At 52.6% G+C, this 22,484-nt stretch carries 24 protein-coding genes; 7 read left to right on the top strand and 17 right to left on the bottom strand.

Features of this window, described 5'->3' with window-relative positions:
* The first annotated feature begins 228 nt into the window (after positions 1 to 228).
* The 3 genes from ACH5Y9_RS02310 (at position 229) to ACH5Y9_RS02320 (ending at position 3,718) form a co-directional block, all read left to right on the top strand.
* The gene (locus ACH5Y9_RS02310) at positions 229 to 1,038 is read left to right on the top strand and encodes a Crp/Fnr family transcriptional regulator (protein WP_033155560.1); all 810 of its coding nucleotides are present in this window, start codon (positions 229 to 231) and stop codon (positions 1,036 to 1,038) included.
* Between the two features lie 88 nt (positions 1,039 to 1,126).
* Entirely contained in the window at positions 1,127 to 2,995 is a 1,869-nt protein-coding gene (locus ACH5Y9_RS02315; protein WP_445368365.1) for a diguanylate cyclase domain-containing protein, read from the top strand.
* Between the two features lie 213 nt (positions 2,996 to 3,208).
* Positions 3,209 to 3,718, top strand: a complete 510-nt coding sequence (locus ACH5Y9_RS02320; RefSeq protein WP_445368366.1) for an aspartate carbamoyltransferase — start codon at positions 3,209 to 3,211, stop codon at positions 3,716 to 3,718.
* Positions 3,719 to 3,907: 189 nt separating this feature from the next.
* Here ACH5Y9_RS02320 and ACH5Y9_RS02325 read toward each other — a convergent pair whose 3' ends face one another.
* Positions 3,908 to 4,411: a YkgJ family cysteine cluster protein gene (locus ACH5Y9_RS02325; protein ID WP_445368367.1), complete on the bottom strand. Its 504-nt coding sequence runs from the start codon at positions 4,409 to 4,411 to the stop codon at positions 3,908 to 3,910.
* A gap of 171 nt (positions 4,412 to 4,582) precedes the next feature.
* On the opposite strand from ACH5Y9_RS02325, the gene ACH5Y9_RS02330 reads away from it, so the two are divergent.
* From ACH5Y9_RS02330 to ACH5Y9_RS02340, 3 genes are all read left to right on the top strand, one after another.
* Positions 4,583 to 4,768 (top strand): hypothetical protein, encoded by a 186-nt coding sequence (locus ACH5Y9_RS02330; protein WP_445368368.1) that lies wholly within the window; start codon positions 4,583 to 4,585, stop codon positions 4,766 to 4,768.
* 100 nt (positions 4,769 to 4,868) lie between these two features.
* On the top strand, positions 4,869 to 5,258 hold the full coding sequence (locus ACH5Y9_RS02335; protein ID WP_445368369.1) for a glycine zipper family protein: 390 nt from the start codon (positions 4,869 to 4,871) through the stop codon (positions 5,256 to 5,258).
* A gap of 151 nt (positions 5,259 to 5,409) precedes the next feature.
* The gene (locus ACH5Y9_RS02340; protein WP_445368370.1) at positions 5,410 to 5,964 is read left to right on the top strand and encodes a hypothetical protein; all 555 of its coding nucleotides are present in this window, start codon (positions 5,410 to 5,412) and stop codon (positions 5,962 to 5,964) included.
* Positions 5,965 to 6,052: 88 nt separating this feature from the next.
* Here the strand turns inward: ACH5Y9_RS02340 and tpx are convergent, their stop codons facing one another.
* The 13 genes from tpx to queF all read right to left on the bottom strand — a co-directional run bounded on the left by tpx (position 6,053) and on the right by queF (position 17,540).
* Positions 6,053 to 6,550, bottom strand: a complete 498-nt coding sequence (tpx, locus tag ACH5Y9_RS02345; RefSeq protein ID WP_445368371.1) for a thiol peroxidase — start codon at positions 6,548 to 6,550, stop codon at positions 6,053 to 6,055.
* A 20-nt stretch (positions 6,551 to 6,570) separates the two neighbouring features.
* Positions 6,571 to 7,962 (bottom strand): ribosome biogenesis GTPase Der, encoded by a 1,392-nt coding sequence (gene der / locus ACH5Y9_RS02350; RefSeq protein ID WP_445368372.1) that lies wholly within the window; start codon positions 7,960 to 7,962, stop codon positions 6,571 to 6,573.
* Positions 7,963 to 7,966: 4 nt separating this feature from the next.
* A complete protein-coding gene (gene bamB, locus ACH5Y9_RS02355; protein WP_033155552.1) occupies positions 7,967 to 9,178 on the bottom strand; it encodes an outer membrane protein assembly factor BamB in 1,212 nt (403 codons plus the stop codon).
* 28 nt (positions 9,179 to 9,206) lie between these two features.
* Positions 9,207 to 9,863: a YfgM family protein gene (locus tag ACH5Y9_RS02360; RefSeq protein ID WP_445368373.1), complete on the bottom strand. Its 657-nt coding sequence runs from the start codon at positions 9,861 to 9,863 to the stop codon at positions 9,207 to 9,209.
* A gap of 33 nt (positions 9,864 to 9,896) precedes the next feature.
* On the bottom strand, positions 9,897 to 11,183 hold the full coding sequence (hisS, locus tag ACH5Y9_RS02365; RefSeq protein WP_445368374.1) for a histidine--tRNA ligase: 1,287 nt from the start codon (positions 11,181 to 11,183) through the stop codon (positions 9,897 to 9,899).
* Positions 11,184 to 11,202: 19 nt separating this feature from the next.
* Entirely contained in the window at positions 11,203 to 11,964 is a 762-nt protein-coding gene (gene pilW / locus ACH5Y9_RS02370; RefSeq protein ID WP_445368375.1) for a type IV pilus biogenesis/stability protein PilW, read from the bottom strand.
* Entirely contained in the window at positions 11,954 to 13,066 is a 1,113-nt protein-coding gene (rlmN, locus tag ACH5Y9_RS02375; RefSeq protein ID WP_445368376.1) for a 23S rRNA (adenine(2503)-C(2))-methyltransferase RlmN, read from the bottom strand. Before rlmN ends, pilW begins: the two co-directional genes overlap by 11 nt.
* The gene (gene ndk, locus ACH5Y9_RS02380; protein WP_033155547.1) at positions 13,041 to 13,472 is read right to left on the bottom strand and encodes a nucleoside-diphosphate kinase; all 432 of its coding nucleotides are present in this window, start codon (positions 13,470 to 13,472) and stop codon (positions 13,041 to 13,043) included. Before ndk ends, rlmN begins: the two co-directional genes overlap by 26 nt.
* A gap of 148 nt (positions 13,473 to 13,620) precedes the next feature.
* Positions 13,621 to 15,468 (bottom strand): protein translocase subunit SecD, encoded by a 1,848-nt coding sequence (secD, locus tag ACH5Y9_RS02385; RefSeq protein ID WP_415880263.1) that lies wholly within the window; start codon positions 15,466 to 15,468, stop codon positions 13,621 to 13,623.
* A 75-nt stretch (positions 15,469 to 15,543) separates the two neighbouring features.
* A complete protein-coding gene (gene yajC, locus ACH5Y9_RS02390) occupies positions 15,544 to 15,894 on the bottom strand; it encodes a preprotein translocase subunit YajC (RefSeq protein ID WP_084153212.1) in 351 nt (116 codons plus the stop codon).
* A gap of 108 nt (positions 15,895 to 16,002) precedes the next feature.
* Complete coding sequence (gene asd, locus ACH5Y9_RS02395) at positions 16,003 to 16,863, bottom strand: archaetidylserine decarboxylase (RefSeq protein ID WP_445368377.1); 861 nt, start codon at positions 16,861 to 16,863, stop codon at positions 16,003 to 16,005.
* Positions 16,860 to 17,144, bottom strand: a complete 285-nt coding sequence (locus tag ACH5Y9_RS02400) for an EscU/YscU/HrcU family type III secretion system export apparatus switch protein (protein WP_026603899.1) — start codon at positions 17,142 to 17,144, stop codon at positions 16,860 to 16,862. The genes asd and ACH5Y9_RS02400 overlap by 4 nt, the downstream gene beginning before the upstream one ends.
* Before the next feature lie 6 nt (positions 17,145 to 17,150).
* Entirely contained in the window at positions 17,151 to 17,540 is a 390-nt protein-coding gene (gene queF / locus ACH5Y9_RS02405) for a preQ(1) synthase (RefSeq protein WP_171696088.1), read from the bottom strand.
* A 295-nt stretch (positions 17,541 to 17,835) separates the two neighbouring features.
* Here queF and ACH5Y9_RS02410 point away from each other — a divergent pair, with 295 nt between their 5' ends.
* The gene (locus tag ACH5Y9_RS02410; protein ID WP_445368378.1) at positions 17,836 to 18,195 is read left to right on the top strand and encodes a hypothetical protein; all 360 of its coding nucleotides are present in this window, start codon (positions 17,836 to 17,838) and stop codon (positions 18,193 to 18,195) included.
* Between the two features lie 256 nt (positions 18,196 to 18,451).
* Here ACH5Y9_RS02410 and ACH5Y9_RS02415 read toward each other — a convergent pair whose 3' ends face one another.
* The 3 genes from ACH5Y9_RS02415 to nhaD are packed head-to-tail and all read right to left on the bottom strand — an operon-like array spanning position 18,452 to position 22,170.
* Positions 18,452 to 19,150 (bottom strand): response regulator, encoded by a 699-nt coding sequence (locus ACH5Y9_RS02415; RefSeq protein WP_445368379.1) that lies wholly within the window; start codon positions 19,148 to 19,150, stop codon positions 18,452 to 18,454.
* Entirely contained in the window at positions 19,147 to 20,673 is a 1,527-nt protein-coding gene (locus ACH5Y9_RS02420) for a DUF4118 domain-containing protein (RefSeq protein ID WP_445368380.1), read from the bottom strand. The genes ACH5Y9_RS02415 and ACH5Y9_RS02420 overlap by 4 nt, the downstream gene beginning before the upstream one ends.
* Positions 20,674 to 20,721: 48 nt before the next feature.
* The gene (nhaD, locus tag ACH5Y9_RS02425; protein WP_445368381.1) at positions 20,722 to 22,170 is read right to left on the bottom strand and encodes a sodium:proton antiporter NhaD; all 1,449 of its coding nucleotides are present in this window, start codon (positions 22,168 to 22,170) and stop codon (positions 20,722 to 20,724) included.
* Between the last annotated feature and the right edge of the window lie 314 nt (positions 22,171 to 22,484).

Here is a 22,484-nt window from a genome sequence, read left to right on the forward strand (position 1 = left end):
CGGCCTTAGTTTGTGAAAATCTATGCCTAGAGTTGGCTTCTTACCCCAGTTCGCGCGGAAGTATGCTGGCGAAAAATTAGCCCTGTCAATCTTATCTTCAATCTAAGTAGCAGTACGTATTTTTAGCGGATAGCGGCTGTGTTAAAACGCGCTATGTTGGTATGGATTTACCGTTTCAGCAATATGAATACTTGATTTACCCCTCACCAAACAATCCGGAAATAACTGATGAGTGAATTGGACCATCCAAGACAAAACCAGCTTCTCGCTATGCTGCCTGAACCCGAGTATGCCCGTGTTTCAAGTTTACTGGAACGGGTTGAAATGGAGTGTGGCGACGCGCTTTGTGAACCGGATGAGTCTTTGCGTTATGTCTACTTCCCTGTGACCGGTGTGATAGCGGAGCTTTACTTTACTGAGAATGGAGCCTCCCGCGAACTGGCTTTGATTGGCAACGAAGGCATGCTGGGTATATCGCTGTTCATGGGCGGTGAATCCATACCGTATCAAGCCTTAGTAGTGATGCCGGGCTACGCCTATCGTTTGCGCAGGAGTTTGGTTGATGAGGAAATTGGGCGGATAGGCGGACAGCACAGTGGGCTGCAAGGTGTGTTACTCCGCTATACCCAGGCACTACTGACGCATATGACGCAAATAGCGGCTTGCAAGCGGCATCATTCCATTGAACAACAATTCTCGCGTTGGCTGTTGATGATCCTGGACCGGCAGAGCGGGAGCGAGATAGCAATAACGCAGCAATCCATCGCCAGTCTGTTGGGCGTGCGCCGCGAAGGCATCACAGAGGTCGCCGGGAAATTACAGCAAGCCGGGGTAATTCGGTATTGCCGTGGTCAAATCAGCGTGCTGGAGCGCGCCGGCCTGGAAGCGCAAAGTTGCGAGTGTTACCCGATCATCAAAAACGAGTTTGCTCGGCTGCTTGCTGTCAGTGCCAATCCGTCGCCGCTGTCCAAACCTATTACTGCCATTACCACTTATGGACATGCCAAAGATCTCAGGAGACGCTACGCATTTGGCTGATCAAGTCTACCGGCGCTGAAATATCGCCCCGTGGTTTTATCTGGTCAGTCCGGCTATTGAAACCCAGTCACCGATAGGGGGCGATTTTATGAACACTGCATCAGCCAAAGCCCATAGCTGCTCACTTGTTATAGACCACGATCCAGCCAGCCGGATGGCGAACAAACACTCCCTGGCGGCGTTTCGGGATCATGATGCGGCGTTTTGCGAGGGAGAACCCAGTCATCACGGTCTTAAACTCGCCGAAGACCGCCAGCCCGAACAAGTGCGCGGGGATTGGCAATCACCGGATATGCTGGATGCCGGCTACATCGCCAATCAAGTGGAAACGGTCAAACAGGCGAATGTCTCCATCCTGATGCCGATAGAATGCGATGATGCGGCCTTTGTCACGGTCCACTCTAACAACTGCGCCAGCAACGCGGACGCCGCATCGCCCACTGAAGTTAGCCGAGAGTTGCAGGGACAGCACCTGCTGGCGGAGAAAACCGAAACCCTGGCGCAATTGCGTGAGGCGGAAGCTAAGTACCGGGCCTTGGTGGAACAAATGCCGGTGATCACTTATATCGCATCGTTGGAAACGCCGGTAAAGCTGTTATATGTCAGTCCGCAAATTGCTCAATTGGGTTTGCCCGAGCAAGATTGGCTTGATGACCCGCAAGGTATACTGAAGCGGGTGCACCCGGACGATCTGGCAGTGGCGGTAGAAGCCTATGCCTATACCTATAAACATCATGCGCCGCTGAGGTGCGAATACCGATTACGTAAACAGGATGGAAGCCATCGCTGGTTTCTCGACGAAGCCAACGTAGTGCGGAATGAAGCCGGCGAAAGTTTGTTTTTGCAAGGGGTCCTGATTGATATTACCAAAGACAAAGAAACCGAACAGGAGCTGAGCTATTACCGGCAACGTTTGGAGGAGTTGGTGTTTAAGCGTACGGAACAACTGGAAAAACAATGCGCCATCCTCAAGTCTGCCAATGCCAGTCTTGATACCACTTTGGTGAAGCTCAAACACGCCAATACCGAGGCGCGCAACAGCGAGAGGCGCTTTCGCTTACTGCTGGATTCTGCCGGCGAAGGTATTGTCGGTCTTGATGTGGATGGCCGTTGCAGCTTCGTTAACCGGGCCGCGTTGCAGGTTTTGGGTTACGCCGAGATAGACGTGCTGGGACAGGACATCGTTGCCATGATAGCCGGGGATTTGATCTTAGCGCTGGAAGCGCTCAAGTTGCCTGATATGGCCCGCGACATCATCGCTCAGCGTAGTACCGCTAATTTTAAACGCAAGGATGGCCGGTCATTTCCGGTCGAATATTCGTTTTATCCGGTCGCGTTGGATGGATTTGTCGATAGCTTGGTACTGGTGTTTTGGGATATGTCGGCATCTCAAACCAAACGGCAGAGTTTGGCCTATCAGGCCAGCCACGACCCCTTGACCGGGCTGGTTAATCGGACAGCTTTTGAACAACGGGTGGCAAGGGTATTGGCTAGCACCCGCCCCGGCTATTTTCACCATGCGCTTTGTTATCTCGATCTGGATCATTTTAAGCAGGTCAACGATACCTGTGGACAAGCGGCAGGGGATGAATTACTGCGCAGAATCAGTAGCGTTTTGTCCTCCAAACTGCGGCAACGTGACACGCTGGCCCGATTGGGCGGTGACGAGTTCGCGTTGTTGCTGGAACACACCACACTTGATCAAGCGCGCAATATCGCCCATGAACTATGTAATAGTCTACGCAATTTCAAATTTAACTGGGGTGATGCTGAATTTACCGTGAGCGCCAGCATTGGAGTGGCTGCGGTGACGTGCACCGTTCGGGATGTCGGGGAGTTTTTAAGTAACGCCGATAGCGCGTGTTACAGAGCCAAGGAAAAAGGCCGGAATCAGGTGCATGTGTTTTTACCTGATAACGTCGAGCGCCTCGATCAATTCCTGCAATGGAAAGCTTGAGGATTTGCTAAAACGTATTTTGTGTATGAAGAACGGAGCCAGCGAATCACTGAGTGGCAAATCCGGCTCTATTGATTACCGGCATCCCGATCCGGCTATGTTTGTCCAAGCCAATTAGGGTGCTTCTCCAATAGGTCCGGAGCGAAAGGTATTAATCGACCGGATAAAAAACTCAGTCTTCAGGATGAATGTCAATCTACTCGGAGTATCGCCATGAAACACTACCTATTGATAATACTGGGTATTTTACAATGCCTGATCGTCGTGCAAGCTATTGAGCATGCGCCTGCCAAACCCATCAATCAAGAACAGTTACAGACAATAGTGCCTTACGCGGTGCAGGGGACGGTACAAACCTTTACCAAAACGGTGCACGGCGGTGTCCAGCATGTGGTGATCAAATCCGCGGACAATGCCTCGCAAATCAAATTAATTCAGGGGCATTTGCAAAAAAGGGCGGAACAATACCAGGCGGGCAATTATGCGGCGACGGAACGTTTGCATGGTGCGGAAATGCCGGGGCTGGCGCAGTTAAAAAAGGCAAAAGTCGATGATATTAAAGTTCAATATCAAGCTTTGGATAACGGCGGACAGATTCATTTTTCTACCGAATACCCCCAATTCGTTCAGGCCCTGCACGAATGGTTCGATGCCCAAGCCGAGGACCACGGCAATCCAGGCATACCTGATCACGATAGCCATCATTCGCCGGCTGCTGAATGATGGCAGAGGCGTGTCTGTTCCGGGCATCCCTGGCGCGCTATAGGGCTTACTGAGTCGGCGCTGTTCGTTGAGCGGTATGAGTCGCGGAGCCTCCGCTCTGCGGACTGGCGACAGCTACTCTTTGAGCGGCGTGTTAGGTCTTTTTACTATCAAAAACAAACCTCTGCGTGTCGGGGCTATAGCCTCGATTCAATCATCATCCCGCTGCCAATCCGCAAACCACTCCGGCAATTCGCGCGACTCGCCTAGAGCAAGTAACCGATGATCAATGCCGTCATGGTTGCCCCACACCACTTCGCTCAGCGCGCCATCACTTACGCGCGCTTCGATGTCTTTACAGTACAGCCCCTGATCGCGCTGAACATAAAAACCGTAAGTTCGGCAAGCGATAGGGCGGTGTGCATAGACCAGGCAAGCGCCATTGGCTTTGTCCAGCAGCGGGCAGATGACCGGGCGCGCTATTTGGCCGGCCAGCGCGGCTATCTCCCCACTGATTTGCTGAAATCGTTCCGGCGTTAAGGCCATCAGGCCTTGTTGCAGACAATGCCATTCGTCCGCGGTGATCTTAGGTACTGCGGCAAGCTTGCGGCAACAGCCGTCGCAACCCTGGCGGCATAGCCAATCGGGTTGGTTGTCGCGGATGATTTTTACCCGCGTGTCGATATCTGCATGGAGTTGGGTGAGGGTTTTCATTGGAACATACTGCCTGTTTAAGCGGGGTTTGCAAAGCCTTTCCGAACATGACGCCGATTCCTGTGTGCTGAGCAGCCGGCGGCGTTTTAACCGGATTCTAATCAAAGCTTAAGTAGATTTTAAGTCGCCAAACTTAGAATTTTTCGCAAGTGAACAACTGACGGAGTGATTATGCGCGACTTGAATACTGCTATAAATCAACAGCTTGGCGAAAAACACATCGGCGGCGGCATCTATGTTGCCATTGACGGTCTTTTAAAACACTGCATCACCGCGCCCCTACTCGAGCTGCCGATAGATTTTAAGGAATGGTACATACCCGTCGGCAGCAATATCTCGCAACTTTATCCACTCTAATGCGTGCCGGAGCAATCCTCCGCAGCACCAGTCGCTCAATATCTCAACCAGCAATGATGAGATTTTAGCTAACAATTTAAACATGCCTTTTGGAGGAAAAATGACACAAAAATATTTCGGCAGTATGTTGCTACTTGCCACATTAACCAGCGGCTGCGCATCCATGACTGGCTGGCATCCGATCATCGACCCGCGCTTGGACCAACAGCCGCAAACCACGCAACGTGACATGGTCGAGTGTAAGTCTCTTGCGGAACAAGCGTCGGATATTACCAAGGAAATCGGCATGGGTGCCGGTGTCGGCGCGGTTACCGGTGCCGCGGGCGGCGCGGCAGTCGGTGCGATAGCCGGCAGCGCCGCCACCGGCGCAGCTGGTGGTGCAATATTGGCTATCCCCGCGGGGTTGTGGGAAGGCTATAAAGCGAACGAAAGCTTTAAACGGGCATTTAAAACCTGCATGCGTCAACGCGGCCATACCCTGGTTAACTGAAGAAAATTTCTGAAAATGCCTGATTTTCACCATGGAAGGCGAGGATATTTAAAGGCCGGTTCAATGGGCCATATACTATAAATATCCTTTATCAGGCATGGGCTTGATAATATATCGCCTGGATATTTATCGAACTTAGTTAGAACCGACGATGCGTGAATTAACCGACCGAGAGCTGTATCAGGCCCTGCAATACGCCAAAAGCCAGGATGAAAATGCCGGCCGCAGCATACTTCAGCAATTCCAAGCCGAGCAGGGCGCGTTGGCGCAAACGATCTTTGGCGTGTTTTCGGCTTTGATTGCCGACAAGGATAAAGATTTGGCAAATCTGTTCATGGATCTTTGTTTCGATGTGATTTGTGTATTCCGGCATGCCTTCGGCGATTTGCCGGACCAAAGGGTATTGAACATGGAATGGTTACAGAATACGGCCGCCTTACTCGATGCGGAATTGCAGGCATTCATGCCTGGCAACAAGATGGATACGAAATTTCGCGACAAATTTCAGAATCGATTTACCGAGCGCCTGACCGAGAGCGATTCGCAAGCCGGCTTGGTTAAATTCATGGATGATGCCATCAGCGCCTATGTTGCCGACAGCCCGGCGGAGCCTGATGCGGTTCGTGTTGCCAGAACCATGATTTATGTCGTTATTCAGCTATTTGGCGCGATGTACGATCAGGCGGAACGCCAAGCGACGGCTTGATGATTCCGGGGATTTAGAAAAATCTTAGACTTTAGCTTGTGGCTTCGCGCCGAGTTGAAAAATCTGAACTCGGCGCTCTGTGTCACGGTTAATGCAGGGCGGCCAAGGCGCTGACGTAGTCAGGCTCGTCCGCAATTTCGCTGACCAACTGGGTGTAGATCACTTTATCGTTTTCGTCGATGATGACGATAGCGCGGGCGGTCAAGCCTGCCAGGATGCTGTCCAACAGCTCGACGCCGTAATCGTGGGCGAAGCTGGAACGGAAGGTCGAGAGCGGCACGACGTGTTTGATGCCTTCGACTTCGCAAAACCGCACTTGCGCGAAGGGTAGGTCAGCCGATACCACCAACACCACGGTATTATGCAAATGCGCGGCTTTTTCGTTGAATTTGCGGGTCGAGGTAGCGCAGGTCGGCGTATCCAGGCTGGGGACTATGTTCAACACTTTACGTTTGCCGGCAAATTCAGCCAAACCCACGTCCTGCATTTTACGATTGGTTAATTGAAAATCCGGCGCTTGCGTACCTACCGCCGGTAAATCGCCGATAGTGTTGATCGGTTTGCCTTGGAAAGTGATGGTTGCCATGTGTTGCTCCCTGGGTGTTTTTATTTTTTGCGTTTGCTGAAATCGATCAGGCGCTTGCGTTTTTTCATCTGGCGGTCGCTTAGCGGGTTTTTCTGGCCTTGAAACGGGTTCTCCGGCGATTTGAATACCAAGCGTATCGGCGTGCCGGTCAGCCGCAACTGATCGCGGAAATAATTCATCAAATAGCGTTTGTATGCACCGGGCAGGGCATCGGTCTGGGTGCCGTGGATCACGACAACCGGTGGATTGCGGCCGCCCTGGTGCGCGTACTTCAATTTGATGCGGCGACCACCGACCAGCGGCGGCTGATGCGCGGCTAGGGCATCGGTCAAAATCCGGGTCAGCAAGGGCGTCGACATATCAGTCATCGCCGAGTCGTACAAGGTATGCACCACGTCGAACAACTTGCCGACGCCGCTGCCGTGTAGCGCCGAGATCGGATGCTTTTCGGCAAAGTCCAAAAACGACAATTTGATCTCGATCTGCTTTTTCACGAAATCGCGGTGTTCGGCGTTCAGGCCGTCCCATTTGTTCAAACCAATGATCAAGGCTCGGCCGGCTTCCAACACCAAGCCCAAAATGTGCGCATCCTGATCGGTCACGCCTTCACGGGCGTCGATCAAATAAATCACCACATGGGCTTTTTCGATGGCTTGCAGCGATTTAATGATGCTGAATTTTTCCACGGTCAGCGATACCCGGGAGCGGCGGCGCATGCCGGCGGTATCGATTAAGGTAAATTTCTGGCCGTTGCGTTCGAACGGAATATAGATACTGTCGCGGGTCGTGCCGGCTTCGTCGAACACCACCACGCGCTCTTCGCCGAGCAGCCGATTCACTAAGGTCGATTTGCCGACGTTAGGACGGCCGACGATGGCAATGGCGATACCCGGATCCTGCTCTTCCAATTCGTCCTCGACTACCGGCAATAACTCGTCAATACGATCCAGTAAGTCGTGGACATTGCGGCCGTGGGTAGCGGCAATCCCGATGGGTTCGCCGAGTGCCAGGCTATAAAAATCGTTGGTCACGGTATTGCTGTCGATGCCGTCGACTTTATTCACCACCAGCACCACCGGTTTGCCCAGCTTGCGCAGCATATCGGCAATCGCTTCGTCGGTGGCGTTCAAACCGTCGCGGGCGTCGACCAGGAAGAACACCACGTCGGCTTCCTGCAGCGCAATTTCCACCTGCTTTTTGGCGAAGACGTCTATGCCTTCCTGTTCGTCAGTGATACCGCCGGTATCGACTACCAGACAGTCGCGCTCGCCGCGTTTGACCCGACCGTACTGGCGGTCGCGGGTCAGGCCGGGATAATCGGCAACTAATGCTTCGCGACTGCGCGTCAAGTAATTAAATAGCGTAGATTTGCCCACATTGGGGCGGCCCACCAGGGCGATAACAGGTAACATGAATTTATTTTGCTCTCAAAGCGGCCAGGGTGCCGTCTTTGGCGTAAATGAAAACCGTATCGTCCACGACTACCGGCTTGGCTTCTATCGCCGCTTTACTGACCTGAATCCGGCCCAATTGGCGGCCGTCGCTATTGGACAGCCAATGTACATAGCCTTCGAAATCGCCGACTACGACATAATTTTGATAAACCACCGCCGCCGTCAATTGGCGGTTGTGTAAGTCTTTTTGTTTCCAAAGTGAGGCGCCGCTGCGTTGATCGAGTTGCCAGACATGGCTTTGGGTATCGCTGACATAAAGGTAACGGTAATCCAGACTCAGGCCGGTGTAGGAAGACACCGCTTCGTTGCGCCACAGCACATCGCCGTCCACTTCGGAGACCGAAGACGCGCCGCCGGTGAAGCCGGCAATATAAATGGCGCCGCGTGCCGCGACCGGATCGACATCGAGATCGACCAAGCGTTCGACTTCGGACCGACCGCTGGGTATCGCGATAGTGGCTTCCCAGATGGATTTGCCGTCTTTCAATTGTAGGGCTTCCAGCTTGCCATTGGCCGAGCCGGCGATCACGTTGTCGTCGACAATGATGGGCGCGCCGGTGCCGCGGATGCTCAGGGCCGGTACGCTGTGTTCGAAGGTCCAGAGTTGGGCGCCGTTATCTTCTTTTAGGCCGATGATTTTGCCGTCGGTGGTACGGACGATGACAATACCGTGACTCACCACCGGAGCCGCCAATACTTCGCTGGGTACATCGATTTTCCAGCGCTGTTCGCCGTTGGCTTTGTCAAAACCTATGACTTCGCCGGTGCTGGTACCCATTACCACGGTATGCACGCCCAGACCGGGACCGGCTGAGAAGCTGTAATCGGTGTTGTTTTCCCAGCTCAGACTACCGTTGCCGGCGCCACGCGCCTGCAAATGGCCTTTGTTGTCGCCGACGTATACAGTGCCTTCGGCGACTGCCGGTATCAGTTTCAGATATTTTTCATCCGCGCCATTACCGATTGATTCCTTCCACAGCACCTCGACTTGCACTTCCGGGGTATATTCCTGCAAGGCGGCCGGCGGATCGGCGTTGTCGTCGTCGCCAGTGATATATTCCGTTAAGCCCGAGATAAAGTCGCGTCCGGCATCCAAGCCCGCGCAGCCGGCTAGCATCGGCAGGCAGGCAAGCAGCGGGAGAAGTGAGCGGTATCTGATGTTCCTGATTAACATGCTAAAGCGTGTATCCGTTGGCGTGTGCTTAATTGGCAGTCGCCGTGGCAGGGTTGCCAGGCGTTGCGACGTCGTCCAGCTTGAACTGCGTCAGGGGGGTGGCTTGACCGGTTCTGATCGCGCTTTGGTACGCGCTACGGGCTTCGTCCAAGCGGTCCAGTGCGACGTACAGGTCGCCCTGCAATTCGTCGTAACTGGCGGAAAAGCCTTCCGATTTGGCCGGATCGACCGCAGCGATCAGTTGCAAACCTTGTTCGTATTGGCCGGTAGCTAGCATTAACTGAATCAGGCGCAGACGGGCGACATGTATTAATTCATCGCTGTCGGCTTCCTTGATGGATTTTTCCAGAATCGCTTTAGCGCCTTCCAGATCGCCTTTTTGCACTTTGCTTTTGGCCAATTGCAGGCCGGCATAGTGGGCGTAAGCGGTGCCCGGAAATTCGATAGGCAGGCGTTCCGCCAGTTTTTCGGCGGATTCGCTGTTGTCCTTGGCCGCACTATCCAACAATTGTTGGTACATCTGCGAGGCTTGGGCGCGTTTTTCCAGTTGGTGGTTTTGCCAGAGATTCCAGCCGCTCACCAATACTATTGCGGTGACAACACCGGCGATCAATGAAGTCTGATTGGCTTCCCACCACTTTTTCAACTGTTCCAGTTGTTCTTCTTCGGTATCGTAAATTGCCACGGTAGTTCTCTTCTATTATCAGGTTACAAGGGATTATTGGCTGTGCCAGTCTTGCAGGGTTTGCAGGAGTTGGTCGTGATTGTGTGTGCTTTGCTCAGCGTCGATGCGCAAGGGTTTCAAGGCCACTTCGCCGCGTTGGGCTTCGTCGTCGCCGATGATGATGGCGTACTCGGCACCGGACTTATCGGCTTTTTTAAACTGGCTTTTGAAGCTGCCGCCGCCGCAATTGACTTGCAATTTCAAGCCGGGAAGCGCATCGCGAATGCGTTCCGCCAAGCGCATGCCGGCTGCTTCGGCATTGGTGCCGACGCGAATCATGTAGACATCGGTGCTAGCCGCGATTGGGACATTATCCAGTAATTCAAGCAAGGCCAGGATGCGCTCCATGCCCATCGCAAAGCCGATGGCGTGATTCGCCTTGCCGCCCAGCTGTTCGATCAATCCGTCGTAGCGGCCGCCAGCGCAGATGGTGCCTTGCGAGCCTAAGTGCTCGGTGACCCATTCGAATACTGTTTTGCCGTAATAATCCAGGCCACGCACCAAGCGAGTATTCAATTGGTAGGTAATACCCAGATCGTCCAGCGTGGCTTTCAGGCTATTGAAATGTGCCAGACTTTCTTCTCCAAGATGCTCAAGTAGTACCGGGGCCTGTTGCAACATAGCCTGCATATCCGGATTTTTACTATCCAGGATGCGTAGCGGATTGGTTTCCAGGCGGCGCAAGCTGTCTTCGTCTAAAACTGCCAGATGTTGTTGGAAATATTCGACCAGTTTGCCGCGATAAGCCAGACGTTCTTCGCTGGTACCCAGGGAATTGATTTGCAGCTCGACTTTATCGCGGATGCCCAGTTGCTTCCAGAACCGGTCGGTCAGCGCGATGATTTCCGCGTCGATGTCCGGGCCGGGCATGCCGTAGGTTTCCACACCTAATTGATAAAATTGGCGGTAACGGCCTTTTTGTGGGCGTTCGTGGCGGAACATGGGGCCGTAGTACCACAGACGGTGGCTTTGGTTGTGCAATAAACCGTGTTCCAGGCAGGCGCGCAAACAGCCGGCGGTACCTTCGGGGCGGAGGGTTAACGAATCGCCGTTGCGGTCGTCGAAGGTATACATTTCTTTTTCGACGATGTCGGTGACTTCACCAATAGAGCGTTTGAACAGCTCGGTTTTTTCAACGATAGGCAATCTGATTTCCTGATAGCCGTAGGCGCTCAACACCTGTTTGGCCTGGCTTTCCAGCCATTGCCATAGAGGCGATTGTTCAGGAAGGATGTCGTGCATGCCGCGGATGGCTTGGATAGCCTGTTGTTGTTTTGCCATGATCTTATTTGTTGCCGGATTATTTGCTGATCGCGGTTTTGACTTGTTGTGCTTCTTTGGAAGCCGGAAAAGAGCTAATCAATTGCTCGCGGTATTCTTCGGATATTTTGCTGTTACCCAGCGCCCGTTCGGTTTGAAACGCGATCCACAGCGTTTCCGGGGTATGTTTGGCGACGCCCAGGTAGCGCTCCAGAAACGCCCTGGCCGACATGAATTGGCCATTCTGATAACTGATGCGTTGCATCTCCTGCAAGGCCGGCGAGTAATCGGGCTGAGATTGCAAGGCTTGGCGAAAATACTCTTCGGCGCGCTGCATGTCGTTCTGCTTAACGTAACAAACGCCCAGATTGGTTAATGCAAACCAGGGCCGGTTGTTCATTGGCGATGCCATCGAATCTTGCAGCAAGGCTATGCCTTTGTCGAATTTGCCTTGCTCGCACAAGAAGCGGCCGTAGTTGTTCTTGATGCTGAAGTTATCCGAGTCTTTATTTAGCGCAGTTTGATAGCTGTCGCTGGCCGCTTCGGTTTGTTTGATGCGCTCATAGAAGACGGCCAGGGCGTTATGGGTTTCCGGGTTGCTGGAATCCAACCGTACCGCAGTTTCCAGTTTTTCCTTGGCGACGTCGAGCATGCCCATGTCCAGATAACGCGCGCCCATTTGTAGATTGAGCTTGGCTTTTTCGGCATTGCTCATCGTCTCGCGGGTGTCCGGCAGCAGGCCGCAAGCGCCTAGCAATAGGCTCATTAGCACTAATCCGCGAGCGGCTTGCCTATTGGTCATGCGAGAGTCCTTGTGCTTGCAGTTTTAAATGTCTGCGGCTTTTATCTTGTACTTGACCGACCAATTGCCCGCAGGCTGCATCGATGTCCTCGCCGCGGGTCTTGCGAACGGTAGTGACGATGCCGGCATTATGCAGAATATCCCGAAATTTCAGGATGGCGGCGTTACTGGAGCAACGGTAATGCGATTGCGGAAACGGATTGAATGGAATCAAATTCAGTTTGGACGGCACGGTTTTCAATAGCTTGACTAAGGTGCGGGCGTCTTCCGGGCTGTCGTTGATGCCGTCCAGCATCACGTATTCAAACGTAATATGCTTGCGCGGGCCGGTCTTGGCGTATTCGCGGCAGGCTTCCATCAATTCCTTCAGCGGATATTTGACGTTGATCGGTACGATTTGGTCGCGCAAGGCGTCGTTGGGGGCGTGCAGCGAGACGGCCACGCTGACGTCGCAGACTTCGTTCAGGCGCTTCATTGCCGGGACAATCCCCGAGGTGCTGATGGTGACGCGGCGTTTGGACAGGCCGTAACAAAAATCATCCATCATTAAATTCATGGCTGCCACGACATTGTCGAAATTCAATAGCGGCTCGCCCATGCCCATCATCACCACGTTGGTGATGCGGCGTTCCGGTCCCAGCCGTTGTTGAGCCAGATACAGCTGGCCGATGATTTCGGCGGTGGACAGGTTGCGGTTAAAGCCTTGTTTGGCGGTCGAGCAAAAGGTGCAGGCCAACGCGCAGCCCACTTGCGAGGAGATGCACAAGGTGGCGCGGCGTTCTTCCGGGATGTAAACGGTCTCCACCCGATTGCCGCAGTGCATCTGCACCGCCCATTTGCAAGTGCCGTCGGACGCCAATTGTTCGGCGACGATTTCCGGGACTTTTATCTGGCAGTGTTCTTTTAAATAATTGCGTAGCGATTTGCTCAGGTTGGTCATCTCGTCAAAATCTGAGATGCCTTCCTGATAAATCCATTTCAGCACCTGGGTAGCGCGAAACGGCTTTTCGCCGAGCTCGACAAAAAAGGCCTGCAAGCCTTTTCTGTCGAAATCCAGCAGATTAATCAATGCTGGCTTAGCGGATACGGTCGCAGAGTTCATTAGCAGAGAAGAAGTAAGCGATTTCTCTCGCGGCAGATTCTGGTGCATCGGAACCGTGTACAGCGTTTTCGTCGATGCTGACTGCGAAGTCGGCGCGAATAGTGCCGGCCGCCGCTTCTTTAGGATTAGTGGCGCCCATCAGTTCGCGGTTTTTCAGGACTGCGTTTTCGCCTTCCAATACTTGGACAACGACTGGACCAGAAGTCATGAAGCTAACCAAGTCTTTGAAAAAACCGCGTTCTTTGTGCTCGGCATAAAAGCCTTCGGCTTGCTCTTGGGTCAGTTGCAGCATTTTGGATGCGACGATGCGCAGGCCGTTTTTTTCAAAGCGGCTGACAATTTCCCCAATCACATTTTTAGCGACTGCATCAGGCTTGATGATTGAGAAAGTACGTTCGATTGCCATTGTGTAACTCCAGTGAGGATGTTGATTGAAAAATTAATTGCGCATTATAGCGTGTCAGGCAGAGTGTTGAAAAACGCCCTGCCGAATAGTGTGTTTCCGAAATCGCGGAAGCGGTCCGGTTTATGCTAAGCCGAGACCAGATTTTTGGCTAGATGGAAATTTTATCGCTGCGGTGATCGTTGCCGTAAAACCAGTTAACCAACATCCGGGTGCCGGTGACCGCGGTAAATACCGAAGTGGCAATCCCAATCATCAAGACCAGCGCGAAACCCTTAACCGGGCCCGTGCCAAAGCCGAACAACAATACGGCGACGATAAAGTGGGTAACGTTGGAGTCGAGAATGGTCGCAAAGGCCTTTTCGTAACCTACGTAAATGCTGGCCTGCCGGCTCAAGCCATTACGCAGTTCCTCGCGGATCCGTTCGTTGATCAGTACGTTGGCGTCCACCGCCATACCCACAGTCAAGACGATACCGGCCATGCCTGGCAGGGTCAGGGTGGCTTGCAACACGGACATAATGGAGATCAGCAGCACGACGTTAAACAACAAAGCAAAGTTGGCGATCAAGCCGAAAGCGCGGTAATAAGCAACCATGAAAAATACCACCAGCAGGAAGCCGGCGGTAATCGACATCATGCCTTGATCGATATTTTCCTGACCCAAGCTGGGGCCGACGGTGCGTTCTTCGACGATTTCAACCGGAGCAGCCAAGGCGCCGGCTCTGAGTAATAAGGCCAAGGTGCGGGCTTCTTCAGGGCTGTCCAGGCCGGTGGTTTGGAAGCGTTTGCTGAAACTGTCGCGAATGGTGGCGACGCTGATGACTTTTTCGACTTTTTCTTTATGTTGAACTTTCTCGCCGTTAACGACCCGGGTTTCGGATTTGTATTCGATGAACACCACAGCCATCGGTTTGCCGATATTTTCCTGGGTCATCTTGCCCATTTTCTTGGCACCGACACCATCCAATGTGATGAATACGGCAGGTGAACCGTCTTGATCCAAGCCTGATGACGCATCGGTGATCTGGTCGCCCGTAACGATAACCGCACGTTTCAACAGCACCGGGGCGCCGTTTTTGTCTTTATATAAGCGGCTGCCGATAGGTTCGTGGCCGCCCAAGGCCGATTGCACATCGTGCTCCACATCTACCAAACGGTATTCCAGTGTGGCGGTGGTGCCTAACAATTCTTTGGCGCGGGTAGTGTCTTGCACGCCGGGCAGTTGCACGACGATGCGGCTGTCGCCTTGTTGCTGAATGATAGGCTCGGCGACACCCAGTTCGTTGACCCGGTTGCGCAGCGTGGTAATGTTTTGGCCCAGCGCCGATTTCTTGATTTCGCGCAGGTTGCGTTCGGGGATGTTTAATGTGAATTCATTCGGACCGCTTTCCACTAAATCCAGACCGCGGAAGTCTTTATTGAGTACTTCTGTGGCGGCAACTCTGGATTCTTCGTTAGGCAGCACGACTTTGATGCCGCCCGCTTCCTTCGAAACGGATTGATACCGAACTTTCGCATCGCGGAAGGCCGAGCGAATGTCGTTGGTGTAGCGTTCTTCGGCTTGTTTCAGCGCGGAGTCCATGTCAACTTCCAACAGAAAGTGCACCCCCCCTCGCAAGTCTAAGCCCAGATGCATAGGGTTTGCACCGAAAGCGCGCAGCCAAGCCGGGGTGGCAGGCGCTAAATTCAAGGCGACTGTGGCTTTACCGGCCATTTGTTCACGCAATAGGTCTGCCGCTTTCATTTGCTCGTCGGTATTATTGAATCGCGCCAGGATTTTGCCGTCGGCAAATTCAAAGCTTTTCAACGTGAAACCAGCGTTTTTGATGCTGGCGGCGACTGCGTCAGCCTGAGACTGCTGCAATGGCGTCGGGCTAGACGAGGCCAATTGCACTGCCGGGTCGTTGCCATAAAGATTAGGCAGCGCGTAAATCGTACCGACTAACAGCACGAAAATTACTAGGATGTTTTTCCAGACAGGGAAATGATTTTGCATGGTTATTCCATTAAAAGCAGTGACAGCCAGGCTGTTGCGAATAAAAGCGGGGTATATCGCAGGGTTAAAGCAAACTTATTCTTTGGTTTTTTTGCTGTTCAAGGTTTTGTAAGTACCTTTAGGCATCATGTTGGCGATGGCGTGACGTTGGACCTGAATAAAGCTGTTGTCAGAGACTTCCAGTTTGACGAAGTTGTCGTCCAGTTCCGCCACTTTACCTAGAATACCGCCGGTGGTGACCACTTCGGCGCCTTTACCCAACGCAGCCAGCATTTGTTTTTGTTCTTTGTTGCGCTTGGATTGTGGGCGGATGAACAGGAAATAGAAAAATATCAGAATACCCAATGGAAACAGCATACCTTCAAAGCCGGGTTGTACGGCGGAGGGCGCTGTTTGGGCCAGCGCATCGGAAATCAAGAAACTCATGGTAATCCTCTTATTGTTATCGTCGTTTTAATGGTCCGGCCGGGCGGACAGGCGCGCATTATGCCACACTAGCAGTGCTTATCACATTACGCTGTCAATTTGTCCGGTTTATGCTAGCGTTCGGCCAATCGCCTCGCCCAGTTGTACCGCTCTGCCGCTGGAGAAGTCGTCGTTCCAAGCTATTTTTTCTTTACCGAACAGGACGATAATTGTCGAGCCCATATTGAATCTGCCCATTTCCATGCCTTTTTCAATAATCGGCGCGTCTTTTTCATAAGGCCAGGTCCTGGGAGCGCTTATGCTCGGTGGCGTGACGACGCCGTGCCAGACAGTTTCGACGCTGGACACGAAAATCGCACCCACCAAAATTAACGCCATCGGACCGGCGGCCGTGTCAAAAATACAGGCTACGCGCTCGTTGCGCGCGAATAGATTCGGCACGGCGCCAACGGTAGTGTTATTCACGCTAAACAGGCGGCCGGGAATATGTACCATTTCTTGCAAAGTGCCGGTCAGCGGCATATGCAGACGGTGGTAATCCTTGGGTGATAAGTAAATAGTGGCGAAAGAGCCATCTTCAAAGGCCTGCGCCCGTTCGGCGTCACCGCCCAGTAATTCCAAGGCGCTGTAGTCGTGGCCCTTGGCTTGGAAAATTCGACCGTTGCTGATCGATCCGGCTTGGCTGACCGCGCCGTCCGCCGGACAGGCTATGGCGTCGGCGGCGGAGTCAATCTGTCTGGCGCCGTCTTTTAATTCGCGGGTAAAAAAATCATTGAAACTAGCGTAGTGATCTAGGTCTTGAAACTTGGCTTCCTGCATATTTACCCCGTACAGTTGCACGATGGATTTGATAAACAGGTTTTTCCAGGCTTTGTTTTGGCAGTGAGTCAGTTTGGACATCACGCCGGAGAGTGCGTGATGCGGCAATGCGTATTGCGGCAACACGGTAAACGTTTCTTTTAAATTCATGATTCGGAATCAGGGGTTTTGCCGCTGATGAAATACGCAAAGGCGATGACTTCGGCAACGGCAATATAGAGTTGTTGGGGGATTTCCTCACCGAGTGGGACTTGCGCCAAAATTCGCGCCAGCTCCGGCTCGTTTTGCAGCGGTACGCCGTGTTTTTCGGCGATGGCCAGAATTTGCTGAGCGGTAAAACCTTCGCCTTTGGCGGTTACTTTCGGCGCATTTTTGCCGTCGTATTGCAGGGCGACAGCAATATCGCTGTTATAGAAGGTTCTGCCGCTCACGTTGCTTTATGGCAAATTGACCAGCTCAGGCGCTTGCCAACTTGGGTCGCGATGTTCGGCAATTACCGTGGTGTAAATGCCGCCACGCACATTGAATTCGGCGCGCAGGCGCATGAAATTGGGCGAAATTGCCGCGACGATATGATCCAAAATTTCGTTGGTTACAGCCTCATGAAACGCGCCACGCTCGCGGAAAGTCCACATATACAGCTTCAAAGACTTGAGTTCCACGCATAATTTATTGGGTACATATTCCAGAACCAGTTTGGCGAAGTCGGGCTGGCCGGTCATCGGGCACAAACAGGTGAATTCCGGGATGTCGATGCGAATCGTAAAGTCGCGCGCCGGCCTGGGGTTTTCGAAAGTGGTGAGGTCTGCGCTGGGTTTTGTAGTCATTGCTTGATTTGGGTTGTTAGGGATTCCGGAGTGGCGAATGGGATGTCCGCCGGTTAAGTCTGGCAATATTTTACCAGCTAAGATGCGATAACGTATTAAGCATTTAAACTCAATGAGTTATCTTGTTATTTTTGCGTTGGCGGTTGTGTGTGGTTTCGGTTTTGGTTCTCCTGAATCGGCCGAAACAATTAACGGGTGGAATTGTCAACAACTTACGGCGAATGATGTAAACTAGTCGTTAAGGCGAATCGTAAAAACCGTTAAGATGTAAGTCCAACTTGCAGGGGAGTCGACGATGGAAATCAACACTACATACCCAAACCCAAATTCCTTGGCTAGCCAAGGTGTATCCAAAGATCAAAAAGCCGGCGGGATTGAAGCGTTAGCCGAACGCAGAAAGGCGGCCAATTCGCAAAATCAGGCTGAGAGACCCGAGCCCAGCCCAAGTGACACGGTTAGTTTGTCACAGGAGTCTTTGAAATTGGCGCAGGCTGCCAGCGGACAAAATAGTGACAGTCAGGCCAGAATCAATAGCCCTGAGCAGGCGCAACAGGTGCTTGGAAGGTTAATCTCGGATATCCAAAACAATCCCGGTCAAGCGCAATCCGCTGTCGCCAATCGGCGGCCTAACAACTTAGGCGCATTGTTGAATTAGCTACGGTCCTTTTTAGGCCTGGGCATAGACGACTAGAGCCAGTCTTGATGGATTGGCTCGCTTCTTCCTAATCCGTTAAAACCACGCGGTTTTCCAGAACCAAATACCTGACACGGCCATTTCGAAAGGAATTCACCGTAACAGGCTTCTCGATTAGTTTTTAGATTCCTAGAATCTTGGACTCCCACCTCGACAGGCCAGCACCGGGTGCAGTCAACAGTTTAGAGAGAACCGCTGTTACAGGCTGGGTCAAACTCTAATCGTCATCGTTAACCGCCATGCGATACCCCACCCCCACTTCAGTCAGCAAATAACGCGGCCGCGCCGGATTGACTTCCAGTTTGTGGCGCAACTGGCCCATGTAAATACGTAGATAATGTTGATCGTGTATGTGCTCCACACCCCAGACCTCTTGCAGTAACTGGCGATGGGTGACGACCACCCCGGCATGACGGATTAGAATGCCGAGTAGCCGAAATTCGATAGGGGTGATGCGCACTTCGTGATCGGCAACAAATACTTTGCGCCGCGTCAGATCGACTTTTAACTGGCCGCTTTCGAAAGTCTCTTGATTGCTCAGGCTGCGTGTAACCCTGCGCATTAAAGCTTGTAGCCTAGCATGCAATTCGCCGCTGCCAAAAGGCTTGGTCAAGTAATCGTCGGCCCCGGCATCCAGCGCCATGATCTTGTTTTGCTCCTGGCTGCGCGCCGACAATATCAGGATGGGCAGGTCAGACAATTGCCGCAAGCGTCGGGTTACAGCGATCCCGTCCATGTCAGGTAAGCCCAGATCCAAGATCACCAAGTCGGGATTGGCATTGCTCAGCATCGCCAGGCCGGATTTGCCGCAGTCAGTTTCGATCATGGACCAGCCGCGAAGGCTGAGGCTGGTTTTTAGAAAACGTCGGGTTTGCGCGTCGTCTTCTATTAGTAAAATTAAAGGCGCAGTAGTCATGCCAGGCCTCCAAGCGCTTCCGATTCGGCCAGCGGTGGTGGTTCGTGCAGCGGCAGTTCGATAAGAAACTCCGCTCCCTTCCCGATGCGGTTTTTCACATAAATCATCCCGCCATGTGCCTCGACAATAGCCTTGCACAATGCGAGTCCCAGGCCAACCCCGTTTTGCTCGGTTTCGGTGGTGCCCCGATAAAACTTTTCGAAAATCCGAATTTGTTGGTTCTTGGCGATGCCCGGACCGTAATCCGCTACGGTTAAGCGGAATTGATCGCGCAGCGATACGGCCTCGATGTCAATCGGGCTGCCTGGCGACGTGTACTTAACCGCGTTTTCGATCAGATTGACCAGCACCTGTTCTATCAGCACGGCATCTATCCAAAGTAGCGGCAAGCTATCAGGCAGCAGGGTGCGGACCGGTCTGTTCTGTAACTGCCTATCCATACGGTTCAGGGCACTGCCGACGATTTCCTCAATGGTATTCCAGCTTCTGTGCAAAATGATTTGACCGCTACTCAAGCGGGCCATATCCAGAATTTTGCCGGTCAACTCCGACATGCGTTGCGCTTCTTCCAATACCGATTGACTCAGCTCTTGGCGTTCCGAGGCTGATAATCCGGCATCATTCTCGATAGCGGTGCCGACCGCGGTAATGATGCGGGTCAAGGGCGTGCGCAAGTCATGGGAGATGGAGCTTAATAGGGCATTGCGCAAGGCTTCGGTTTCGGCTTGCAGATTAGCCTCGCGGGCTTGAGCGGCTAGCTGAAATCGCTCCAAGGTTTGCGCGATTAAATGGCAGAAGGTGTTTACTTCCGGCGTTTGTCTGGCCAATGCTTCGGTTTGTAGGACGGCTAGAACGCCTTGCGCAGCGCTAGATCCTTGCAGTGGGTAATAGCTTAATAGGGGCTGAAGTCTGGCTTCACCTGTCTCGAAGGCTTGCTGTGCCAGGGTATGGTCGAGGCTTTGCAATGAAATGGGCAATGCTTGATTCGTTTGAATTTGCAGGCCGTTTTCGGTATTGGCAATCAGTAGAACCGAATCGGTACCAAATTCATTATCGATATGTTCGGCCGCGATACGTGCGACGGCGTTATGATCCTGTGCTGCCGACAGGTCGCGACTCAATCGATAGAGCGCATTGGTATGCGATTCACGCTGTTCGGCTAACTCGGCTTGCAGGCGTGATTTTTCAAGCAGACTGCCCGTGACATTCGCGACGATGATCATCACCGCCAAGCCGACGATATTTTCCAAGTCGCTGATCGCAAAGGAGAATATGGGGCGGGCAAAATAAAAGGCAAAGGTTGGTGCACTGAGTAGCGAGGCGACGATGGATGGGCTGCGGCCGTAGCGGCTGGCGACCAGAAATACGCCCAGTAAATAAGTCATCAGGATGCTGGCCGGTCCCAGCAGGTCACGCAAAGGCCAATCGATTAGCGTGCAAATGAAGGGGGCGGCGATGCCCCAGGCATGGCCGAGGAAGCGCTCGCGCTTTTGCGGGGATAGCCAAGCTTCGGATAGTGTCATTGGGGCGTCGATATTAGCGCGTGGTGCGGTTGTTAGCCATTCGACCGGTCAGAAAGACCCGGCATTGAACAGCATATGCGTACCGATACTGGCGAAGTAAGCCAACAGGATGACCGGGCACCATTTCATGTGGCTAGCAAAGGTGTATTGCCCCTTGGCTTGTCCCATCAAACCGATGCCCGGGGCCGAGCCGATGGCCAGCAGGCTGCCGCCGACACCGAGGGTCAAGGTCAGCAACAACCATTGGCCTTGCGGAATATCCGGGTGCATGGTTAGCACGGCAAACATCAGCGTACCGTTGTCGACGAATGCCGACGATAAACCGATCATCACATTCGCCAGAGTTGGGCTGAATTGTCCATATAACACCTGAGAAATGGCATCAAGATAGCCGATAAAGCCCAAGCCGCCAATTCCCATCATCGCGCCGTAGAAAAACAGTAAGGTATCCCATTCCATTCGGCCCACTTTATCGAAAATATCCAGGCGCTTGGCTTCGTTAGTCATCAAACTCACGTCGCCGCCGCCGAAAAATAGGGAAAACTCCGACTGTTGCGGACTGCTCGGTTTATCGGATTTTTGGAGATAGAAATAAAAGAATTGCAACAAGGATAGGCCTGCCATCATGCCGGCCGCCGCCGGTAATCCCAAGGCCATGTCAAAACCAACCGCCAAGCTGATGGTGACGCCGAACAAGAACAGGATGCGCTTGGCGCCGCGCGGTAACAAGATTTCCTCGGCATCAACGATGGGTTTGTCTTTAGGCAAGGCAAAATGCATGGCTGTCGCCGGCACTAGAAAATTTACCAGGCAAGGTACGAATAATTTAAAAAACTCGGTAAAACCCAGCATGCCATGCTGCCAAACAAACAGTGTCGATATGCCGCCCAGTGGGCTAAATGTGCCGCCGGCATTGGTGGCAATCACGATGTTCAAGCAGCCCAGTGAGACAAAACGCGCACTGTTTTTGCCAACAGCTACCACAACAGCGCCCATCAACAAGCCGGCGGTCAAGCCGTTGACGATACAGGAAATGAGAAAAACTAAAAATCCCGTTATCCAAAATAGTCTGCGATAGCTGAGGTCTTTACTGACCAGCCAGATCTTCAGCGCATTAAAAATACCCATGTCCTCCATCGCATTCAAGTAGGTCATCGAAACCATGATGAACAAGAGTAATTCGATATACGCCTGCAAGTTACTCTTGAAGGCTGTGGTTGCCGGTAAGCTGTGGCCGTGCTGTTGATATGCCAGGACGATGACGAACCAGATCAACGCCGCGGCCAGCAGCATCGGTTTGGATTTGCGAAGATGGGTTACGTCTTCGAGCATTGCCGAGATATAGGCAACGATCATCACGACCAGCGAAAAGTAGCCAACCCAATGTTGGGTAAGGTCAAGATGAAAGGTCGGTGGCACTGCTGGCGTCGAATCGGCAGATACGAGGCCCGGAAAAATCAGTGATACCAATCCAAACAGATAAATGATCCGCAGCATGCGTTCTCCGGCTAACGAGATTAATTAAATGCCGCAAAATTGCTTGGTTTTCGGCAACTTTTGGCTATCTGCGGATTTTATTTTTAGCCGTGTAAAAAAGGCGTAAAGAGCGGATGTTTGCGGGCAATGCCGAGGTGCGCACTAAGCTGAAGTAGGCTGGAATATCGAGCGGTTTTCGGTTGCGGGAGTTTGCAGTCTGACTTGTCCATAGGCTTGATCAAGCGATGCCCGCAATCTGTTTACGTATTGATTTTCGAGACGAAATGTTGGGCTCGGTTTAAGGCTTGGTGGTAAACCGAGTTAAATTCCATTCG

This window comes from Methylomonas sp. BW4-1, assembly GCF_052474385.1.

Coding starts and splice junctions, on each gene's coding strand:
- ACH5Y9_RS02325 (WP_445368367.1), bottom strand. CDS start 4,411: ATGAAAACCCTCACCCAACTCCATGCAGATATCGACACGCGGGTAAAA.
- secD (WP_415880263.1), bottom strand. CDS start 15,468: ATGCAAAATCATTTCCCTGTCTGGAAAAACATCCTAGTAATTTTCGTG.
- ACH5Y9_RS02420 (WP_445368380.1), bottom strand. CDS start 20,673: ATGACACTATCCGAAGCTTGGCTATCCCCGCAAAAGCGCGAGCGCTTC.
- hisS (WP_445368374.1), bottom strand. CDS start 11,183: ATGGCAAAACAACAACAGGCTATCCAAGCCATCCGCGGCATGCACGAC.
- ACH5Y9_RS02335 (WP_445368369.1), top strand. CDS start 4,869: ATGACACAAAAATATTTCGGCAGTATGTTGCTACTTGCCACATTAACC.
- bamB (WP_033155552.1), bottom strand. CDS start 9,178: ATGTTAATCAGGAACATCAGATACCGCTCACTTCTCCCGCTGCTTGCC.
- nhaD (WP_445368381.1), bottom strand. CDS start 22,170: ATGCTGCGGATCATTTATCTGTTTGGATTGGTATCACTGATTTTTCCG.
- pilW (WP_445368375.1), bottom strand. CDS start 11,964: ATGACCAATAGGCAAGCCGCTCGCGGATTAGTGCTAATGAGCCTATTG.
- ndk (WP_033155547.1), bottom strand. CDS start 13,472: ATGGCAATCGAACGTACTTTCTCAATCATCAAGCCTGATGCAGTCGCT.
- ACH5Y9_RS02330 (WP_445368368.1), top strand. CDS start 4,583: ATGCGCGACTTGAATACTGCTATAAATCAACAGCTTGGCGAAAAACAC.
- yajC (WP_084153212.1), bottom strand. CDS start 15,894: ATGAGTTTCTTGATTTCCGATGCGCTGGCCCAAACAGCGCCCTCCGCC.
- ACH5Y9_RS02310 (WP_033155560.1), top strand. CDS start 229: ATGAGTGAATTGGACCATCCAAGACAAAACCAGCTTCTCGCTATGCTG.
- ACH5Y9_RS02320 (WP_445368366.1), top strand. CDS start 3,209: ATGAAACACTACCTATTGATAATACTGGGTATTTTACAATGCCTGATC.
- asd (WP_445368377.1), bottom strand. CDS start 16,863: ATGAATTTAAAAGAAACGTTTACCGTGTTGCCGCAATACGCATTGCCG.
- tpx (WP_445368371.1), bottom strand. CDS start 6,550: ATGGCAACCATCACTTTCCAAGGCAAACCGATCAACACTATCGGCGAT.
- ACH5Y9_RS02340 (WP_445368370.1), top strand. CDS start 5,410: ATGCGTGAATTAACCGACCGAGAGCTGTATCAGGCCCTGCAATACGCC.
- queF (WP_171696088.1), bottom strand. CDS start 17,540: ATGACTACAAAACCCAGCGCAGACCTCACCACTTTCGAAAACCCCAGG.
- der (WP_445368372.1), bottom strand. CDS start 7,962: ATGTTACCTGTTATCGCCCTGGTGGGCCGCCCCAATGTGGGCAAATCT.
- ACH5Y9_RS02410 (WP_445368378.1), top strand. CDS start 17,836: ATGGAAATCAACACTACATACCCAAACCCAAATTCCTTGGCTAGCCAA.
- ACH5Y9_RS02315 (WP_445368365.1), top strand. CDS start 1,127: ATGAACACTGCATCAGCCAAAGCCCATAGCTGCTCACTTGTTATAGAC.
- rlmN (WP_445368376.1), bottom strand. CDS start 13,066: ATGAACTCTGCGACCGTATCCGCTAAGCCAGCATTGATTAATCTGCTG.
- ACH5Y9_RS02415 (WP_445368379.1), bottom strand. CDS start 19,150: ATGACTACTGCGCCTTTAATTTTACTAATAGAAGACGACGCGCAAACC.